Annotated in this window: 13 protein-coding genes; 4 read left to right on the forward strand and 9 right to left on the reverse strand. The window is 39.6% G+C overall.

Annotation, left to right across the window (positions count from 1 at the left end; translation table 11 throughout):
* Positions 1-174 precede the first annotated feature (174 nt).
* The gene (gene ybaK, locus PluTT01m_RS19695) at positions 175-651 is read left to right on the forward strand and encodes a Cys-tRNA(Pro)/Cys-tRNA(Cys) deacylase YbaK (protein WP_011147966.1); all 477 of its coding nucleotides are present in this window, start codon (positions 175-177) and stop codon (positions 649-651) included.
* A gap of 61 nt (positions 652-712) precedes the next feature.
* Here ybaK and ushA read toward each other — a convergent pair whose 3' ends face one another.
* Positions 713-2371, reverse strand: coding sequence for a bifunctional UDP-sugar hydrolase/5'-nucleotidase UshA (gene ushA, locus PluTT01m_RS19700; RefSeq protein WP_011147967.1), 1659 nt, complete (start codon positions 2369-2371; stop codon positions 713-715).
* A gap of 390 nt (positions 2372-2761) precedes the next feature.
* On the opposite strand from ushA, the gene PluTT01m_RS19705 reads away from it, so the two are divergent.
* Both PluTT01m_RS19705 and ybaL read left to right on the forward strand, forming a co-directional pair.
* Positions 2762-3979, forward strand: coding sequence for an MFS transporter (locus PluTT01m_RS19705; protein WP_011147968.1), 1218 nt, complete (start codon positions 2762-2764; stop codon positions 3977-3979).
* A 241-nt stretch (positions 3980-4220) separates the two neighbouring features.
* Complete coding sequence (ybaL, locus tag PluTT01m_RS19710) at positions 4221-5927, forward strand: YbaL family putative K(+) efflux transporter (protein WP_011147969.1); 1707 nt, start codon at positions 4221-4223, stop codon at positions 5925-5927.
* A gap of 412 nt (positions 5928-6339) precedes the next feature.
* Here the strand turns inward: ybaL and PluTT01m_RS19715 are convergent, their stop codons facing one another.
* The 6 genes from PluTT01m_RS19715 to htpG all read right to left on the reverse strand — a co-directional run bounded on the left by PluTT01m_RS19715 (position 6340) and on the right by htpG (position 14670).
* Entirely contained in the window at positions 6340-6951 is a 612-nt protein-coding gene (locus PluTT01m_RS19715) for a LysE family translocator (RefSeq protein WP_011147971.1), read from the reverse strand.
* Between the two features lie 1149 nt (positions 6952-8100).
* A complete protein-coding gene (locus PluTT01m_RS19720) occupies positions 8101-9411 on the reverse strand; it encodes an inosine/guanosine kinase (RefSeq protein WP_011147972.1) in 1311 nt (436 codons plus the stop codon).
* A 98-nt stretch (positions 9412-9509) separates the two neighbouring features.
* Positions 9510-10613, reverse strand: a complete 1104-nt coding sequence (gene wzz(fepE) / locus PluTT01m_RS19725; RefSeq protein WP_011147973.1) for an LPS O-antigen length regulator Wzz(fepE) — start codon at positions 10611-10613, stop codon at positions 9510-9512.
* A 183-nt stretch (positions 10614-10796) separates the two neighbouring features.
* Positions 10797-11774, reverse strand: coding sequence for a ferrochelatase (gene hemH, locus PluTT01m_RS19730; protein ID WP_011147974.1), 978 nt, complete (start codon positions 11772-11774; stop codon positions 10797-10799).
* 176 nt (positions 11775-11950) lie between these two features.
* Positions 11951-12595: an adenylate kinase gene (gene adk, locus PluTT01m_RS19735; protein WP_011147975.1), complete on the reverse strand. Its 645-nt coding sequence runs from the start codon at positions 12593-12595 to the stop codon at positions 11951-11953.
* Between the two features lie 182 nt (positions 12596-12777).
* The gene (gene htpG / locus PluTT01m_RS19740) at positions 12778-14670 is read right to left on the reverse strand and encodes a molecular chaperone HtpG (protein ID WP_011147976.1); all 1893 of its coding nucleotides are present in this window, start codon (positions 14668-14670) and stop codon (positions 12778-12780) included.
* 524 nt (positions 14671-15194) lie between these two features.
* Here htpG and PluTT01m_RS19745 point away from each other — a divergent pair.
* Positions 15195-17267, forward strand: a complete 2073-nt coding sequence (locus PluTT01m_RS19745; RefSeq protein WP_011147977.1) for a TonB-dependent receptor domain-containing protein — start codon at positions 15195-15197, stop codon at positions 17265-17267.
* Positions 17268-17663: 396 nt separating this feature from the next.
* Here PluTT01m_RS19745 and recR read toward each other — a convergent pair whose 3' ends face one another.
* The gene (recR, locus tag PluTT01m_RS19750; protein WP_011147978.1) at positions 17664-18269 is read right to left on the reverse strand and encodes a recombination mediator RecR; all 606 of its coding nucleotides are present in this window, start codon (positions 18267-18269) and stop codon (positions 17664-17666) included.
* Positions 18269-18598 (reverse strand): YbaB/EbfC family nucleoid-associated protein, encoded by a 330-nt coding sequence (locus tag PluTT01m_RS19755; RefSeq protein ID WP_011147979.1) that lies wholly within the window; start codon positions 18596-18598, stop codon positions 18269-18271. The genes recR and PluTT01m_RS19755 overlap by 1 nt, the downstream gene beginning before the upstream one ends.
* Positions 18599-18615 lie beyond the last annotated feature (17 nt).

The following is an 18615-nucleotide window of genomic DNA, read 5'->3' on the forward strand; positions in this document are numbered from 1 at the left end:
TATAATAATATTGGCCAATCATATGAGGAATAATCTGTCATTTTCGTTGTTCTTATTAAGTACGGGATATTACCTGTTTGTATACAAGCAACAGAGCCATAGTCAGATTATCAATTCCATCGTTCCATTTCATCCGTTATCCTTAATTATAAAATTACCCTATGTAATGAAATTATGACACCTGCGATCATTTTGTTAGAAAAACAGAAAGTTAGCTTCGCTCTTCATGCCTATGAGCACGACACAAATGAACATAATTTTGGTGATGAAGCAGTGAGGAAATTAAGACTCCATGCCAGGCAAGTATTCAAGACCTTACTGGTTGCACTTAATGGTGAGGCTAAAAATTTGGTGGTAGCCGTCACCCCCGTTTCAAGTGAGCTGGACTTAAAAAAGGTCGCCAAAGTTTTTAAAGTCAAAAAAGCAGAAATGGCTGATCCCCAAATCGCCCAGAAAGTAACAGGGTATCTCGTCGGCGGGATCAGTCCGCTAGGACAGAAAAAACACTTGCCAACGGTTATTGATAACCAAGCGCAACAGTTCTCAACTATATTTGTCTCTGGTGGTAAACGAGGGTTAGATATTGAATTGGCGTCGGCTGATCTCTGTAGGTTGGTGAAAGGCAACTTTGCTGATATTGCAAAAACTTAAATTATTACCCAAAAAGGGCTGCTAAAATTGCAGCCCTTTCGATTTATCATTCTGTCAGGGATTATTGATAAATAATTTCACTCTTTGGCTCATAATCAGCCGCTTTCAGTGGTGAATGCTTCTCGATATAGTCTTTCAAAACTTCTGCATCAACAAAACCGGTGTTGACATAGGTTGGATAATTATCAACACGTGGATAGCCATCACCACCAATAGCATTAAAGTCAAGCATTGCCATGCGGTAAGTTTTATGCGGATCTAATGGATTCCCACCGATTTTTACCTCTTTAACACTTTTACCATCAGCAATCAGGCTAACATTCACAAACTGTGCATAAGCACCAGAGTCAACTTTCATATTAGCAATCGCCGCCAGATATTGTTTGACTTCATTGCCTTTCATATCAACGTAAACCAATGTGTTGGCAAATGGATGCACTTTCAACACATCTTTATAAGTGATATCACCTGATTCAATCGAATCGCGAATACCACCACCACTCATAATCGCAAAATCAGCGTCCGCGCGTTCCATCATGGCAGAAAGAACAACATGAGCCATATTAGTCTGAACAAAACGAACTTTGCTGCGATCCCCTTCCAATTTACCCTCAACAGACCCCACTTTTACACCAAGCTGTTTATCACCTTTATCTTGATAAGGCATCAGCAACTTTAACATATCCGGGTTTTGTGCAATTTCATGAGTGTAGTAAGTACGTTCAGTAGAACCATCTTCCTTCTGCACTTTCTTTTTGAGGTTAATAGGGATCAACTGATAGTGAGTCAACTTCAATTCACCATTACGGAACTGGAAGTCAGCACGACCAACATATTTACCCCACTCATGAGCCTGAACAATCCAGGTACCGTTCTGACGATCTGGCGAACATGGGGTTCCTGGCACATAATCAATCTGCTTATAATTTTTATTTTCCGCGGACATACAGACCGGATCTTGTGAATGACCACCGACAATCATATCCAGATAGCCCGCAGGCAAACTGCGAGCCATTTCAACATCACCCGGCGCATTAGAACCATGATTACCGTTGTCATAGTGCCCCATATGGGTTGCGGCAATAATCACATCTGGCTTTTCATCTCTCTTTAATTCTTCAACAACCATTTTGGCTTCTGTCGCAGGAAGACGAAATTCAACATCAGGAAAATTAGCCGGGTTACCGATTTTCGCCGTATCATCAGTCGTCAGGCCAATAACTGCAATTTTCACACCTTGCTTATCGAAAATGGTATAAGGCTTGAACAAACGTTTGCCGGTGCTTGTCTGGTAAATATTGGCAGCCAGAAATGGAAAAGTTGCCCATTTTTCCTGTTGACGCAGTATTGACAGAGGATTATCAAACTCATGGTTACCCAACGCCATTGCATCATAGCCCACCAAATTCATACCTTTAAAATCAGGCTCGGCATTTTGCAAATCAGATTCTGGTACACCGGTATTTATATCTCCGCCGGAAAGCAGTAACACACTCCCCCCTTTTTTCACGACCTCTTGACGGATTTCATCAACTACCGTTTTTTGCGCGGCTAAGCCATACTCACCATAATCGTTATGCCAAAAATGACCATGATGGTCATTGGTGTGCAAAATGGTAATGTCATAGGTTTTGTCTTTCTCCCATGCATTTGCGATTGCTGGAAGTAGTGCTATAGATACAACCAAAGCACAAGCTGAGGTCTTGAACGAGAGTTTCATGGTATATCTCCATGTTTTTTTAGTGAATTGCCATGCAAAAACAGCTTTTAAAGCTAACAAGGCGGGATAAATTGATCATTTCTTGAGACAGGTTATGTATGTTATGCAGTTATTAGATATTTATACCCGTCATCTTTCAAGTTGCCTCTTTGTTGGCTGCACTCGCTCACCCCGGTCACATAGTTTGCTATGCTCCCGGGGATTCACTCCCTTGCCGCCGCGATGCATCTTGAAATCCATAGGGTATAGAACATGTTTTATTTCGTCTTCGCGAGTGTACTATAAAACTATATCCAAGATAGTAAAAAATCAACTCTCTGCCTAATATGTATTAAAATTCAACGAATAACCAATATACTGACTATTGATTAAGACAGGTTGGCAGCAAATATGAGCGAACAAAGTAATACCACCATAGTTCCATCTCACCCCAAAAAAACCAGGAATACCGTTTTTACTATTCTTGGGGCAATCAGTGTTTCACACTTATTGAACGATATGATCCAATCGCTGATTCTGGCGATTTATCCTTTACTACAATTAGAATTTAACCTAAGTTTTGTGCAAATCGGTATGATTACCCTGACCTATCAGATTACCGCCTCTTTATTACAACCACTGGTAGGTCTCTATACTGATAAACATCCACAGCCTTATTCATTACCTGTTGGAATGAGTTTCACCTTATCCGGTCTATTACTGCTGGCCTACGCCAACAATTTCCCGTTAATTCTATTAGCATCGGCATTAATCGGAACAGGTTCTTCAGTATTCCACCCGGAATCGTCGCGCGTAGCGCGTATGGCATCCGGTGGTCGCCACGGATTAGCTCAATCTCTTTTTCAAGTCGGCGGTAATTTTGGCAGCTCCCTTGGGCCTTTGCTAGCCGCTCTGTTTATTGCTCCCTATGGCAGAGGCAACGTTGGCTGGTTCTCTCTAGCCGCATTACTGGGTATCATTGTGCTGTTACAGATCAGTAAATGGTATAACGTTCAGAATTATATCAAGAAAAATCAAGCCAAAACTGGCCCAGCCATTAAAGTTTTATCAAGAAAAACCGTGATAGGTTCCTTGGTTATTTTGCTCATCTTAATATTTTCCAAATATTTTTATCTCACCAGTATCAGTAGCTATTATACTTTTTACTTAATACACAAATTTGGCATTTCCGTACAAAGCGCCCAGTTTCATCTGTTTATTTTTTTATTCGCAGTTGCAGCAGGAACCATTATTGGTGGACCGCTTGGTGACAGGATCGGCAGAAAGTATGTTATCTGGATATCTATCCTTGGAGTTGCACCTTTTACATTAGCTCTGCCTTACGCTTCTCTGTACTGGACAAGTATTCTATCAGTGATTATTGGTGTGGTTCTGGCATCTGCATTCTCTGCGATCCTGGTATACGCTCAGGAACTTATTCCAGGTAAAACCGGGATGGTATCCGGCCTGTTTTTCGGGCTGGCTTTTGGTATGGGAGGTATTGGCGCAGCGGTACTTGGTGATATTGCGGACAGAACAAGTATTGAACTGGTTTATCAGATTTGTGCTTTTCTGCCGTTACTTGGCATATTTACCGCTTTATTACCTAATATAGAAGATAAGAACTAGGAAAAGCACCATACAACCCCACATAAAATTTACTTTTTATGTGGGAATAGTGCTTATTTACCTCATAAATATTCAAATAGAGCAACACAAATACCTGTTACGGGTAATTTAATCCTTTCAATCCATATTTTTTGATGTTTTATTCATTTTTTTAGCGAATTTACCTCGAATTATCTATAAAATACAGTTACACCTACCTCTTCACTATGCTATTTACTAGCCTCAGCAAGAAGGAGTCTTAATGGAGCACTCGACACCACTTATCACCACTCTCGTTGGCGGGTTCTTTATCGCTTATCTGCTTGGTATGCTGGCACAACGCCTGAAAATCTCACCGCTGGTTGGTTACCTTACTGCGGGAGTCCTCGCTGGTCCTTTCACTCCTGGTTTTGTCGCTGATGCATCACTGGCCCCCGAACTGGCAGAAATTGGTGTCATCTTATTGATGTTTGGTGTTGGACTGCATTTTTCACTTAAAGATCTGCTAGCCGTAAAATCCATTGCTATCCCCGGCGCTATTGCGCAAATACTGGTCGCGACACTACTCGGAGTAGGGCTATCAGCAATACTGGGTTGGGAATTATTTAGCGGCATCGTCTTTGGTCTCTGTCTATCAACCGCCAGTACCGTTGTTCTGTTACGAGCGCTAGAAGAGCGCCAACTCATCGATAGCCAACGAGGTCAAATAGCTATCGGCTGGCTGATTGTCGAAGATCTGGCGATGGTACTGACTCTGGTATTACTGCCCGCAGCTGCCGGTATTCTTGGTAATAAGGAAGCCAATATCGGGCAGCTAATTATGGAACTTGCCATGACAGTCGGCAAAGTTATCGCTTTTATCTTGCTGATGATTGTTGTTGGCCGCCGTCTAATCCCGTGGGTATTGGCAAAAACCGCGAGTACCGGCTCCAGGGAGCTATTTACCCTTGCCGTACTGGTTATCGCCTTGGGTATCGCTTACGGTGCCGTTGCTCTGTTTGATGCCTCATTCGCACTAGGGGCGTTCTTCGCCGGTATGGTATTAAACGAATCAGAACTAAGCCACCGTGCCGCCCAAGATACGCTGCCACTCAGAGATGCTTTCGCCGTATTGTTCTTCGTTTCTGTTGGTATGCTGTTCGACCCAATGGTCCTCATTCAACAACCACTATCGATACTGGCAACGTTGGCAATCATTATTATTGGTAAGTCCGCGGCTGCAATGTTACTCGTTAAGATGTTCGGCCACTCACGCCGGACCGCATTGACGATTTCAGTCAGTCTGGCACAAATCGGTGAATTTGCCTTTATTCTAGCCGGTCTTGGGGTTGCACTTGGCCTGCTTGATGGAAATGCCCGTAACCTTGTTCTGGCTGGCGCGATTGTTTCTATCATGCTAAACCCAGTTCTATTTAGTCTGTTAGATCGCTATCTGGAAAAAACAGAAACCATTGAGGAGCAGTTACTGGAAGAAACGTTGGAAGAAGAGACGCAGATTCCTGTCGATATCTGCGGCCACACTATTGTTGTCGGCTACGGGCGGGTCGGCAGCTTGCTATGCCAACGCTTGCAGGAAAAAGAGATCCCTCTGGTTGTTATTGAGAACACCCGAGCCAAATTTGAGGAACTCGGTGAACAAGGTATTAGTGCAGTCATGGGTAACGCTGCCAGCAAAGATATTATGTCACTGGCTCGCTTGGATTGCGCCTGCTCCCTCCTACTGACTATTCCTAATGGCTATGAAGCCGGTGAGATTGTCGCCTGTGCAAGAGAAGCACGCCCGGATATTAATATTATCGTCCGAGCCGACTATGACGATGAAGTTACCTATATCACAGAGCGTGGAGCTAGCCACGTCATTATTGGTGAGCATGAAATTGCTAAAACAATGGCAACTGTATTCGCCAACAGTGAGCAAAGCTATTCGATTGAACCCCCTCCAGCATCGCCTTTTTCACCATCACTTTGAGGAAAGCGACTGCTGATGAATCATTCTCTAGTCCCTACCAAGTAAGGATCATGAGCCGTTCTTATCACTTAAGTATCAGTGATAAGAACGGCTCAGAGGGGACAAAATGTTCAGTTGAAGTATCGCTTTACTCAATTCTGTACAACAAAAATCAATCGGATTATCAATTAATCCTTAGCCCATTCAAGACAAGATTCAGCAACCTATTGAGGTAAATATTTTTTTATTAATAGGAAGGGTAAATACCATACATTGAATTTTTAGCGTTACTTAACATGATCATGGTATTTACCCAACTACAACAAGGAAACTCTATACAATCCAAGCTACCTTCAACCACGATTAGCTTAATGAGACTATTAATGAAAAAGCCAATCAGTCGGGAGGGCGCAATATCAAACAATCGATTACGTCAAAGATATAAAACACCTTTCATTGACGTGTAAAACATTGAAACAGAGAAAACACATAACACTAAAGAAGCAAAACGATAAAACAAATCGGGTTTTAAAATTCCTTTTCCCAACTTTCCTACATATAGTATTTTCCCAACCCCCACCCAAATCAGGGAAATGGGTAATAGTGCACAAACAAAAACCGTCATGCATGGAATGTATTCTGACCACAAAGTAAATGCAGTAAGAGGAAATATATATGTAGCAAACACAAAAGCCTTAGGATTCAGCAATGTGGCAAATAATACCGTGATAAAATGGATTTTTGCTACGTTCTTGTCTAATGAGAAATGCCAAACTTTAAAAGCCAGATAAGCAATGTATGTCGAAGCACACATCTTTAAGATGACCAGTGACCATACGAAAACATGAGAGACTGTAGATAAAAATAACCCCCACAAACTAATTGCTGTTATATAACCCAATGCCTCAGCTAATATCAGCCTGAGTGTACTAATAAAACCATGTGAATATCCAGATGATACTAAAAGAGTATTTGTTGGTCCCGGCATAATTAAGACCATACTCACCATACTGGCAATTCTTATATAATCGTAGTAACTATTCATAGTATCCTCAGCGGCTGTTATACATAATAATTAATTATTTGAAATATAATAGGAAATTTTTAATAAAAAATTTCATCATGCTCCTTCCTCTCTTTAAATTAACAATAATAAGTTACGGTCATTAAATACCATTACTTTCACTTAATAGCTATTAGCTTCATCTTTTCTTCAAATGTTAATAATCTCAATAACTCCAATTCAATAATAAAAGATACATAAAACCTGTCCTAATATAGGCCACAAATTGAAATAATTACAGCAAACAAAAACTATTTCGCTAAATGATCCTTCTAAGTTATCAATCATAGCTAAAACTTCGCTATCGGAATTAGCATCAAAAAATACTAATCCACATATCAATACTATACAAAAATATGAAACTCCGTATCAACCCAATGGCTATTTCTAGAATATAGCAGCCCCAATCCATATATAACTAATATCATTTCTATATATAGTCGATATCATTTCAATATATAAAGAATATCATTTCAGTATATTACTAATAAAGGAGTATTCTCTAGCCAATCATCTTGATTATAATTAGTAAAATCAACAATTGAAAAATCAGTTCCAAGATTTTTAAAAATTGTGATTTTAGTCCAAATTCTTCCTTTAGCTAATCCCTATTATAATAAATAGAAAAATTAGGTAAATAATCAAATCAGTATGAATCGGATGGGTGATTTTAGCGGTATCTATACCCGTTATCTTTCAAGTTGCTTCTTTGTTGGCTGCACTCACCCCAGTCACATCGTTATCTATGCTCCCGGGGATTCGTTCCCTTGCCGTCGCGATGCATCTTGAAATCCATAGAGTATAGCTATATTAGAAATGTGCCGATACGCGAAATTTTTATATAAAAAACAACAATATAAGTTAAATACAAAAAATAAATAGAAATTTTTATTTGCATATTATTGCTATCTGAGTGATATAAATATTCTATTCTAGGACATTTTTGAATATTATTTCAATTTATTTAAACAGATATATAAATAAGAATAAAATACTTTTCATTTTATAAATTAGACGAAAAATCATTGCTATTAATAAAATAAACTCTAACTATCATTTACAATCTTAATAAATGATTTTATAGCTAAATTTCGGCACCTTATTAATTTATACGGTGCCGAAATTTTAAAATTACCGTTCCCAGTAAGATTCTTCCAAACTATCTTCTTTTTCGGGTAAACCACGGCTTAATCGTGGGGAATGCTGACTCAATACCTGATAGCTAACTCTGTTGGCATATTTACATACCTGAGCAAGCGATGAATATGTTAGATAAGTACGCATATGTTTACTGGAATTAGGCACATTCATTCTGTGGTGATTGTTGGCCGTTATATCATGCAGCAAAGCAGATAAAGCACCATCACCTGCCCCATTAGTATTCATGATTTTTTCTGGTCCCCCCATATAAGGTTCAATATGGGAATAAACTTTCATCGGAATTTGGCAATCAGATTTACGCATAGCACGGCTAAACTCATAACGGTTAAACTCAGCAATAGCACCCGGTAACAATGGATGGGTTGTCTGACGCATATAATCTTTTTCCGTATAACCTGCCATATATAATCCAGCCGGACCTGCGGTACACAAAACTAAATCGACCCAATCTAGTGCCACATCCGAAGCCAATAGTGGATCACTGAAACCCGTAAGCTCATAAGCTTCATCTTCATTCATTGCCAGAACAGAAATATTCTCAACCAGAAAATCACGCCACCATTGTGGATCATCAGCAATAACATATTTCGTCCCTAGCGTCAGAACCACAGGTACACTATGCTTTTTCGCATATTCGATAGCTTTCATGGTTGCTTCTGGCATTGGTTCTCCCGGTTTACAACGAATCAAGTAAGCAGTTAATACCAAAGCAGAAGCTTCAGCAATAATCTTCTCAGGAATACTTTCCGGTTTAAGTTGATTCATTTGCCCAGGACTAATGGCAAAAGTCCGCTCACCATTTTCCGTTACTAACGTAAAACAGCGACCAATTGCCCCATTCACTCCCTGTAAATAGTTCAGATCAGTACGGCTAGACGTGTTACATAAGTAGCGGTAAGCATAACTGCCAATCTGAATATTACTACACATAGTGCCCAGTAAGACGGAACGATCATCGGCAAGAACTGAGTAATTATGTAAAGTATTACCAATAGTGCCACCAGCAAATTCGTGGCTAATAAGATTATTATCAGTAAGTTCTTTATACAGGGTTTCAGCTACATCATCTTCAATAACTAATGAATGCCCCTGGCTGAGGTTATAGCGCTGGATAAAATCTTCATCTACTTTCGCCTCAATATCCACTAATGTCTGATCGATACCAACGATATAAGCTCGGTTATTCTCACCATCCATCATCTCTTTAATTGGCTGGAGTAAAGGATCACGCAGACTGACGGGAAAATAGTGTTTTGATTTACGTTTACCAGGGAATTTCATTTTTGATTGATGCTATAACGCCAAAAGGTGCAGCATATTAGCACAATAAAAACGGACAGGCAGCAAATGTCACTACGACATTTACTGCCAAGGAAAACTTAAGCCGCTTGCTGACGACTACGTACCATATGACGAATTAGAACAGACACCACAGCCAAGATCAGCCCAAGGAAAGCACTGCCTATTAAGATAAGTAGACGCTTCGGTGAATCTTTCGCTGTCGGCTCATAAGGAGCCTGCATATATCTAAATGGTTGGAAGTTAACTTTATCTACTTTAAGTGCTTTCAGCTCTTTTATATAGAACAAACGGTTACGTAAGTCAGCATCAATCAAAGTGGGATCTTTTATCTCCTCTGTAATCTGCAACTTACGCTGTAATGCATCAGCCCCCAAAGCAATGGAATAATCTGGATCGTCTTTGATCATTGCCCCTTCACTGGAAATAGGCTTTTTAATTCCTGCCGAATTAGCGATAGATAATGCATGTTTCAATCGCTCAACATTAGCTTCCTGTATATTATTCACACGGTTTAAATCAACGCTATACAAACCTTCAGAGTAATTAAGCTTTTGTTTTACCATATCACTTAATTCACTCTTCACCTGTTCATGGACAACAGACGACACATAGTCAATATAGCCATTTAACAGATTATATGCATCTTCTGCGGTTCCAGCACTGAAAGTCAATTTAGTTTCACCATTTTCATCATCTTTTTCCGCTTTTGAAGAAGATGAAATATTATCATTCACAATCTTTTCAATAAGTTTTCTTTTTACAAGTGGTGAATGATCACCTGATTCAGCCACCAGATTTTTAAAATATTCTGTATTAACCAGATATTCTTCACGCAAAACCCGTGAATTAAAATTATTTAAAAAATTATTATACAGTGATGATGAAGTTACTGATGGTTGTAGATTTAAAACCTCTAACTTAGTCAGGATATCTTTAAGTGGTTGTATTTCTTCAAGTTGAGGCTTAACAATAGAAGCCGAACTGCTCCACTTTTGTGGCATCAAAGATGCTGCTACAAAGCCAATAACAGCAAAAAGGATGGTAACAGTAATAATCAATAACTTTGATTGAAATAAAACAGAGAATAACTCAAACAAATCAATTTCATCATCTTGTTTTGAATTGTAATAATTAAAATATTCTTCACTGAAATTAGTGCCTTTAATCGGTTTATTACTCATTATTTATATCCAAATCCAAATATGCTGTTACTAATTGATATACAAAACATCATCCCACTGAGCGAGCCTATAGGTTAATTCCCATTTACTCTGAAACAAGTATGGCAGTTCCACTAGGCTAGCATCCGTGTAGCAATATACCTTAAAAAGCCAATGAACCCTAATGATAGATTAATCCTATCACTATTCATCCCTATTTCTGACAAACCCGTTGACCAACTCTTCAAGTAGTAAAATATGACTAGCATTGTCGTTAAGCGCCGGAATATATTCAAATTTTTCCCCACCAGCATTAAGAAACATCTCTTTATTTAGCTGTTTTATCTCTTCCAGCGTTTCCAGACAATCAGACGAAAAACCAGGGCAAAGTACCTGAATATGTTTTATTCCCTGATTAGGTAGCGTTTTCATCGTTTGATCTACGTATGGTGTCAGCCATTGCTCACGGCCAAAACGTGATTGATAAGCCATCATTACCTGCTCTGTCGGATAATTAATTGCTTGCTTTAGCAATCGTGTTGTTAACTTACACTGCTCAGCATAAATATCACCCGTATCAACAAAACGCTGCGGAATGCCATGATAGGAAAGCAATAATCTGTCTGGTTGACCATGCTTATCGAAACTCTGCTCAATAGTTTCTTTCAGTGCAGAAATATAAGCCGGATGATCAGCATAACTACGAATAAAGTGCATCCCAGGAATAGTGCGGTATTTTTGCAATACCAGACTGACACCATCAAATACAGCCGCAGATGAGGAACCAGAATATTGGGGATAAAGTGGTAAAACAATCAGCTGCTCAACATTCTGCTTAAGTAAGTTGTCAATCGCTTGTTCAAGAGATGGAGAACCGTAATTCATTCCCAGTTCAACAGGGATGCCAGCAAGTCTTTCTGCCAGTAATTTCTGTTGCCGACGGCCATATACTAACAGAGGAGAACCTTCATCAGTCCAAATTTTCTGGTATAACTTTGCTACACGTGAAGAGCGGAAAGGCAAAACAAAACCATATAATATTGGCTTCCAGATAAATCGAGATAAATCTATGACTCTTTTATCGCTAAGAAACTCAGCTAAATAACGTCTTATAGCCGCAGTTGTCGGTTTATCAGGAGTGCCAAGATTAACTAATAAAACACCAAATTTACCGTTGTTCATTATGTCGATCCTTCATTATTTCGCTAGTGAAAACCCTAACATAATAAAATACAGATGAAAATCATGTTTATCTACGAAAACAATGAGGAAAAATCGATTAATTTACCTGATACAGTAAATAAATAATATAGGATAAGGCGACTTATTAGTCGCCTTATAAGAATCACTCAGGCTGATTAATCCAAAATTTTAGATAATTCTTCACTAATCTCAGATACCTTACGAGTACCATCAATTCCAAAATATTTGGTATAATCTGCTTCTGCTTCTTTTTGATAGTAGGATACTAAAGGTGCTGTCTGCTGATGGTATTCAACTAAACGTTTACGCACGATATCTTCGTGATCGTCTTTACGAACTGTCAGCTCTTCACCTGTAACATCATCCTTGTTTTCCACTACCGGTGGATTAAATTTGATGTGATAAACACGGCCGGATGGCGCATGTATACGGCGCCCAATGATACGTTCAATAATCAGTTCATCGGGAACATCGAATTCCAGAACATAATCAACATTAATGCCCGCTTCTTTCATCGCATCAGCTTGGGGAATAGTACGGGGGAACCCATCCAACAAGAAACCATTGCGGCAGTCATCTTGTTTGATGCGCTCTTTGACCAAAGCAATAACCAGTTCATCAGTAACCAGCTTACCATGATCCATCAGCGCTTTTGCTTTTAAACCCAATTCTGTGCCAGCCTTAACCGCAGAACGCAACATATCGCCAGTAGAAATTTGAGGGATCCCATATTTCTCCACGATAAATTGCGCCTGAGTCCCTTTACCGGCGCCCGGAGCGCCCAGCAGAATGATACGCATTGCGTAAATCCCCTTGCTAGTTAGTTTTTATATTTTGAGAAAACGAGTCACCATACCATTTAGCATGGGGTTCGCTCAAGGAAACAGGTAAACGATTTCGTGATATTTTTCTGTAAAAATAAACCACGCCCCATCTCATTATCAGAGGCGTGGTTTCTAATCGTCACCAAAAAATGATTAAATCAAGCTTTCTCAGACAACAATAGCTGATTCATACGGCGAATAAACTGATTTGGGTCTTCCAACGTGCCACGCTCAGCAAACAATGCCTGATCAAGCAACAGTTCAATCCAATCCGCAAATTGAACTTCATCACTGATATCAGCAGCCAGTTTTACCAACTGATGATCAGGATTCAGTTCAAAATTGTACTTAACGTCCGGCACCTGTTGACCAGCCGCAGCAAACAATTTCGCCATCTGCGTGCTCATTTCATCCACATTTGTTGTGACAATTGCTGGAGTATCAGTCAGACGGTGAGTCAATTTAACCTCTTTTACGCGATCACCAAGCAATGTTTTTACACGCTCAACAAACGGCTCTAGCTGCTTTTCAATTTCTTCCTGTTCGGCTTTATTTTCATCTGCCAATTTATCCAGGGATTCATCAGCTTTACTGACTGATTGGAATTTTTTACCATCAAAATCAGTGAGGTATCCCATCATCCATTCATCAATGCGCTCTGACAGTAACAGAACTTCAATACCTTTCTTACGGAACAACTCCAGATGAGGACTGTTTTTCGCCGCAGCATAACTGTCTGCGGTGATGTAGTAAATCTTATCCTGACCTTCCGTCATCCTACTAACATACTCTTCCAGAGAAACGGTTTGTGCCGAGCTGTCATTATGAGTAGAAGCAAAACGTAGCAATTTAGCGATAGCTTCTTTGTTGGTGCTATCCTCTGCCGGACCTTCTTTCATGACCAGACCAAACTGTTGCCAGAATTGCTGGTACTTTTCTGCATCATCTTTCGCCAGTTTATCCAGCATCTGTAATGCACGTTTGGTCAATGCATTACGTAAATTACGGGTAATAGAGTTATCTTGTAAAATTTCACGGGAAACGTTCAGCGGCAAGTCGTTGGAGTCAATCAAGCCACGGACAAAGCGTAAATAGTTCGGCATAAACTGTTCCGCATCATCCATAATAAACACACGCTGGACATACAATTTCAACCCATGCTTATGCTCACGGTTCCACATATCCCACGGAGCCTGAGATGGAATATAGAGCATGCTAGTATATTCCTGCTTACCTTCTACGCGGTTATGGCTCCAGATCAGCGGATCAGTAAAATCATGAGAAATATGTTTATAGAACTCTTTGTACTCTTCATCTGTAATTTCAGATTTACCACGAGTCCACAAAGCTTGGGCTTTATTAATCTTCTCCCAAGTTACTGTATCCTCTTCACCTTCTTCTTCGCTCTTATTTTTGGTTTCAATTTCAACCGGCAAGGCAATATGGTCAGAGTATTTACTGATAACAGAACGCAAACGCCAGTCATTCAGGAATTCATCTTCTCCTTCACGTAAATGAAGGGTGATCTCTGTACCACGGGTTTCTTTTTCAATATCGGCAATCGTGTAATCACCTTCACCAGCAGATTCCCAAAATACGCCCTGATCAATTGAAGCGCCGGCAGCACGAGTACGTACAGTGACTTTATCAGACACAATAAATGCAGAGTAAAACCCAACACCAAACTGACCAATTAACTGGCTGTCTTTAGCCTGATCTGAACCAATAGATTCCAGAAAAGCTTTTGTTCCTGATTTAGCGATTGTTCCAAGATTATCGATGACTTCATCACGAGTCATACCAATGCCATTATCACTAATCGTGATGCATCTCTTCTCTTTATCAAAAGAAAGACGAACGCGTAGTTCACCATCATTTTCATAAAGTTTTGGAACAGATAATGCGCGGAAACGTAATTTGTCAGCAGCATCGGAAGCGTTTGAGATTAGCTCACGAAGGAAAATCTCTTTATTGGAATAGAGTGAATGGATCATTAATTGCAGAAGTTGTTTTACTTCAGATTGAAATCCACGGGTTTCCTGACCTTTCATACTCATTTATTACCTCAATCTAAATCCAGTTCAGACAGACAAAATCAGACGATAATATGCAGATGGGGATAAATAAGTTGAATTTCAAGTTTGATTATCCAAAAGAATGTAAAGTCATTCTTGATCATAGCAGAATGAAGTAACTGCTTCCCTTGCTCCGGTGATGAAAGATATCGCCAGTACCCAAAAAACCACCTTTGCCACCGCTCAGACCGTCTGGTGTTTTCTAAACAATAACTATACCCGTAATCTTTCAAGTTGCCTCGCAGTAACTTTCAATTATCGCCTTTGGACAGCCGGTTATCGTTAATCCACTCATCAACAATATTTTTTATCCGATGGGCCGTAAAACCTCGTTTCTCAGAGTGGAAAGAATATCAGAATTGAAATCATCTCCTCCTTCGTTAGCACGCACACAAAATAATCACTTTTGTTTTTTTTACTGTAGTTATATTTTCATTTGTTTACATTTTCATGCGAAACGTAAATAATATTGATTCTCATATACATTTAGAGAAAAAATAATGGAAAAATTATTCAATATTTACAATCACATAGCAAAACCAAGCTTATATGTAACTTTGATGTCTGTATCTATGCTATCTCACGCAGCTCCAGCAAATACCATCTCTAATGCAAATGATAAGACGATTAAACAAGCAGAAGAGAAAACAGGAGATACTCTTGTTGTGATTGCTAACAACAATGCACAAGATGATGGAAAAATTAGCAGCAATGAAATAAAAGTCAGACAGCCTCAAAGTGTCGGTGAAATATTAAAAAATGTTCCAGGTGTTCAAGCCGGACATCCTAGCGGATTAGGTCAGCGCTTTAAAATTCGTGGTATGGATGACCAATTCATAAACATTACTATCGACGGTGCAAGACAAGAGGGATATCACTTCCACCACGCAGGCAATTACGGAATAGACCCTGAGTTATTAAAACAAGTTGATATCAACATCGGTAGCAACAGTATCACATACGATACAGGTGCAATTGGCGGGGCACTAAAATTTGAGACTATAGACACGGATGACTTATTAACCCCCGGTCAATTATTTGGAGCAAAAAGTAAACTGAGCTATTCAAGTAATGGTTCTGAATTCCAAAAATCACTGGCCGCCTATGGGAAACTAGGTGCTGTTGATTTATTAGGATATGTTAACCATCGTAATATGCACGATTCTGAATCCGGCAGAGATGGACGAGGAAGAGACTCAATTCCTACAGATGGGAAATTACTCAATTATCTATTAAAAACAAAATTCAATCTTACCGATGAACAGTATATTAGCTTATCAAAAGAACATTATAAAAATGATGCAGAAACCAACTTTAGATTAAATTTTGGACATGATATAAATAATGGAAAGAAAGGGAGGTATGAAATAGACCGTGATACCCATAATATCACTTATGGTTACACTCCAACCGATAACGATTTAATTGATCTAAAAATTTCCGCATATCATACTGAACAAACCTTTACCCATATGAAGCCAGTAAGCGGTGATGGGAAAGGCTTCGATACTATTGTAAAAACGCAAGGCATTAAACTTCGCAACACATCCAACTTTGATACACAGAATCTATTCCATTCATTAACCTATGGGTATGAATATTTTGATACCAGAATGGCTTATACCGATGTAGAAGAAAACATAAACAAAAAAGATATAGAAAAAGGAAAAGCATCTTCCTTCTACTTAGAAGATGATGTCCAGCTTGGCAACTTCCATGTAATACCGGGTATCAGATGGGACCACTATAAATATCAAACTGTTAATAAAAAGGAACAACCTTTTGAGAAAAGCTATTCACATATCTCAAAAGCACTCGGTTTAAAATATGAGCTAGGAAAATCAACAACATTATTTACCAACTACACTGAATTATTTAGAGGTCCATTAGGTAAAGAAATTGGTCTGGGATTAACTAATCATAGTAATAATTTAAAAGCAACAACGGGATACAACCTGGAAGCTGGATTGATTGGTTCTTACCCTGCCATTTTTACTGACAACGACACGCTAACTATCTCAGGGAAAGTCTTCCAAACCAATTTCAAAAACCTGTCAACAACTTTAGCCAACAGAGAATTGCATAACATCCCTAAAGCAAGGCTGGAAGGATTTGAGTTATCTACAGGTTATCGTATTAAGGGGCTAGGTTTAAGAGCTAGTTATGCAAAAGTAAATGACAAAATTGTCAAAGGCAACGAGTTATTTAAAGAAGGTCTTGAATTCGAACCATCACTTGGTGATTCAATTACAGTTGGCGGCAGTTATTTGTTTGACAAAACTGATATTGAAGCCGGCTGGAACTCCCGATTTGTATTATCTAAAAACTCCAAAGGCAAAGGTGGTAAAGGTGGTAATAGCGCTGTAGACGTTCATAAATCTGGATATGGTGTAAGTGATATATATATCGCTTGGTCTCCAAAAACAGGAACATTTAAAAATACCGAAATACTGTTGGGCGTAGATAATATCTTTGATAAACGTTACAACGAGCATTCTTACTACCTGAATACTACTCAAGGACAGGAAGAAAAAGGCCGTACGTATAAAGCAACGATTTCTTACAAATTTTAGCAAAATCAAACTAAAATATTCGGAAAATCATTACATTAAAACAACAATATAATTTTCTTAACGGCGGTTAGATAAACCGCCGTCTTCAGATAATACATGTCCAGGATGTCGGTTATGGACAACAAACCAGCCCTATTGGTTGATGACGCCGATCTACTGATAGCTCCTGTGGCACGATAATAATGAGTTCAATTCAGTACTCGATATCTAAGCCTCCTCGGAGCCTCCATTTGGATGCTTTGACGAACACGACTGGCTAGGGTTTACAACATTTTTTGCTATAGCGACACGCGCCACATAAATGTAGCGCCTCAAAGTCTTTACGATTTGATTTACACAGGGTTACAACACCATTCCTTTCCAACCTAAATAAAACCGTAAAACATTAACGTAAAATCAATAAGTAATCTTCTGCCGACCAGCAAGTGAATGGGACAATGTCGTACCATCTACCATCTCAAGTTCACCACCAACCGGCACACCATGAGCAATACGGCTTGCTGTTACACCATACTGAACGCATATCTCTGCGATATAATTGGCAGTGGCCTCTCCCTCCACTGTCGGATTAGTCGCCAGAATCACCTCGGAAATCTCTTCCGTGGCGAGACGATCCTCAAGACGATCTAAACCAATATCCATTGGACCAATGCCATCTAATGGGGATAAATGCCCCATCAATACAAAGTAACGCCCGGCAAACTGCCCGGTTTGTTCAATAGCATGAATATCCGCAGGGCTTTCAACCACACAGATTTGACCATTTTGTTGACGGCGTGGATTAGCACAAATTGTGCACTGTTCTTGTTCGGTAAAAGTCCGGCAATATTTGCAGTGTCCAATTTCTGACATTGCTCTGGTCAATGCCTGTGCCAAACGCATTCCACCACTGCGATTACGCTGTAGCAGATGAAAAGCCATCCGCTGTGCAGACTTAGGGCCAACCCCTGGTAAACAGCGTAATGCTTCCATCAAGGATTCAAGGAGAGGACTGGTTTGCATCAGAATGGCATCTTAAAGCCTGGTGGCAATTGCATACCACTGGAAATGCCTGCCATTTTCTCTTTCTGAGTCTCTTCAATACGACGGGCTGCGTCATTGAATGCGGCAGCAATCAGGTCTTCCAACATCTCTTTGTCATCTTCCATCAGACTTGGATCGATCTCAACACGACGGCAATTATGAGCACCATTGATAGTCACTTTAACCAGACCTGCTCCCGATTCCCCCGTTACTTCCAGACTGGCGATCTCTTCTTGCATTTTCTGCATTTTGTCCTGCATTTGCTGGGCCTGTTTCATCAAATTGCCCAAACCACCTTTACCAAACATAGATTTCTCTCTTCGCT

The sequence above is a fragment of the Photorhabdus laumondii subsp. laumondii genome (genome assembly GCF_003343245.1).
Taxonomy (GTDB): domain Bacteria; phylum Pseudomonadota; class Gammaproteobacteria; order Enterobacterales; family Enterobacteriaceae; genus Photorhabdus; species Photorhabdus laumondii.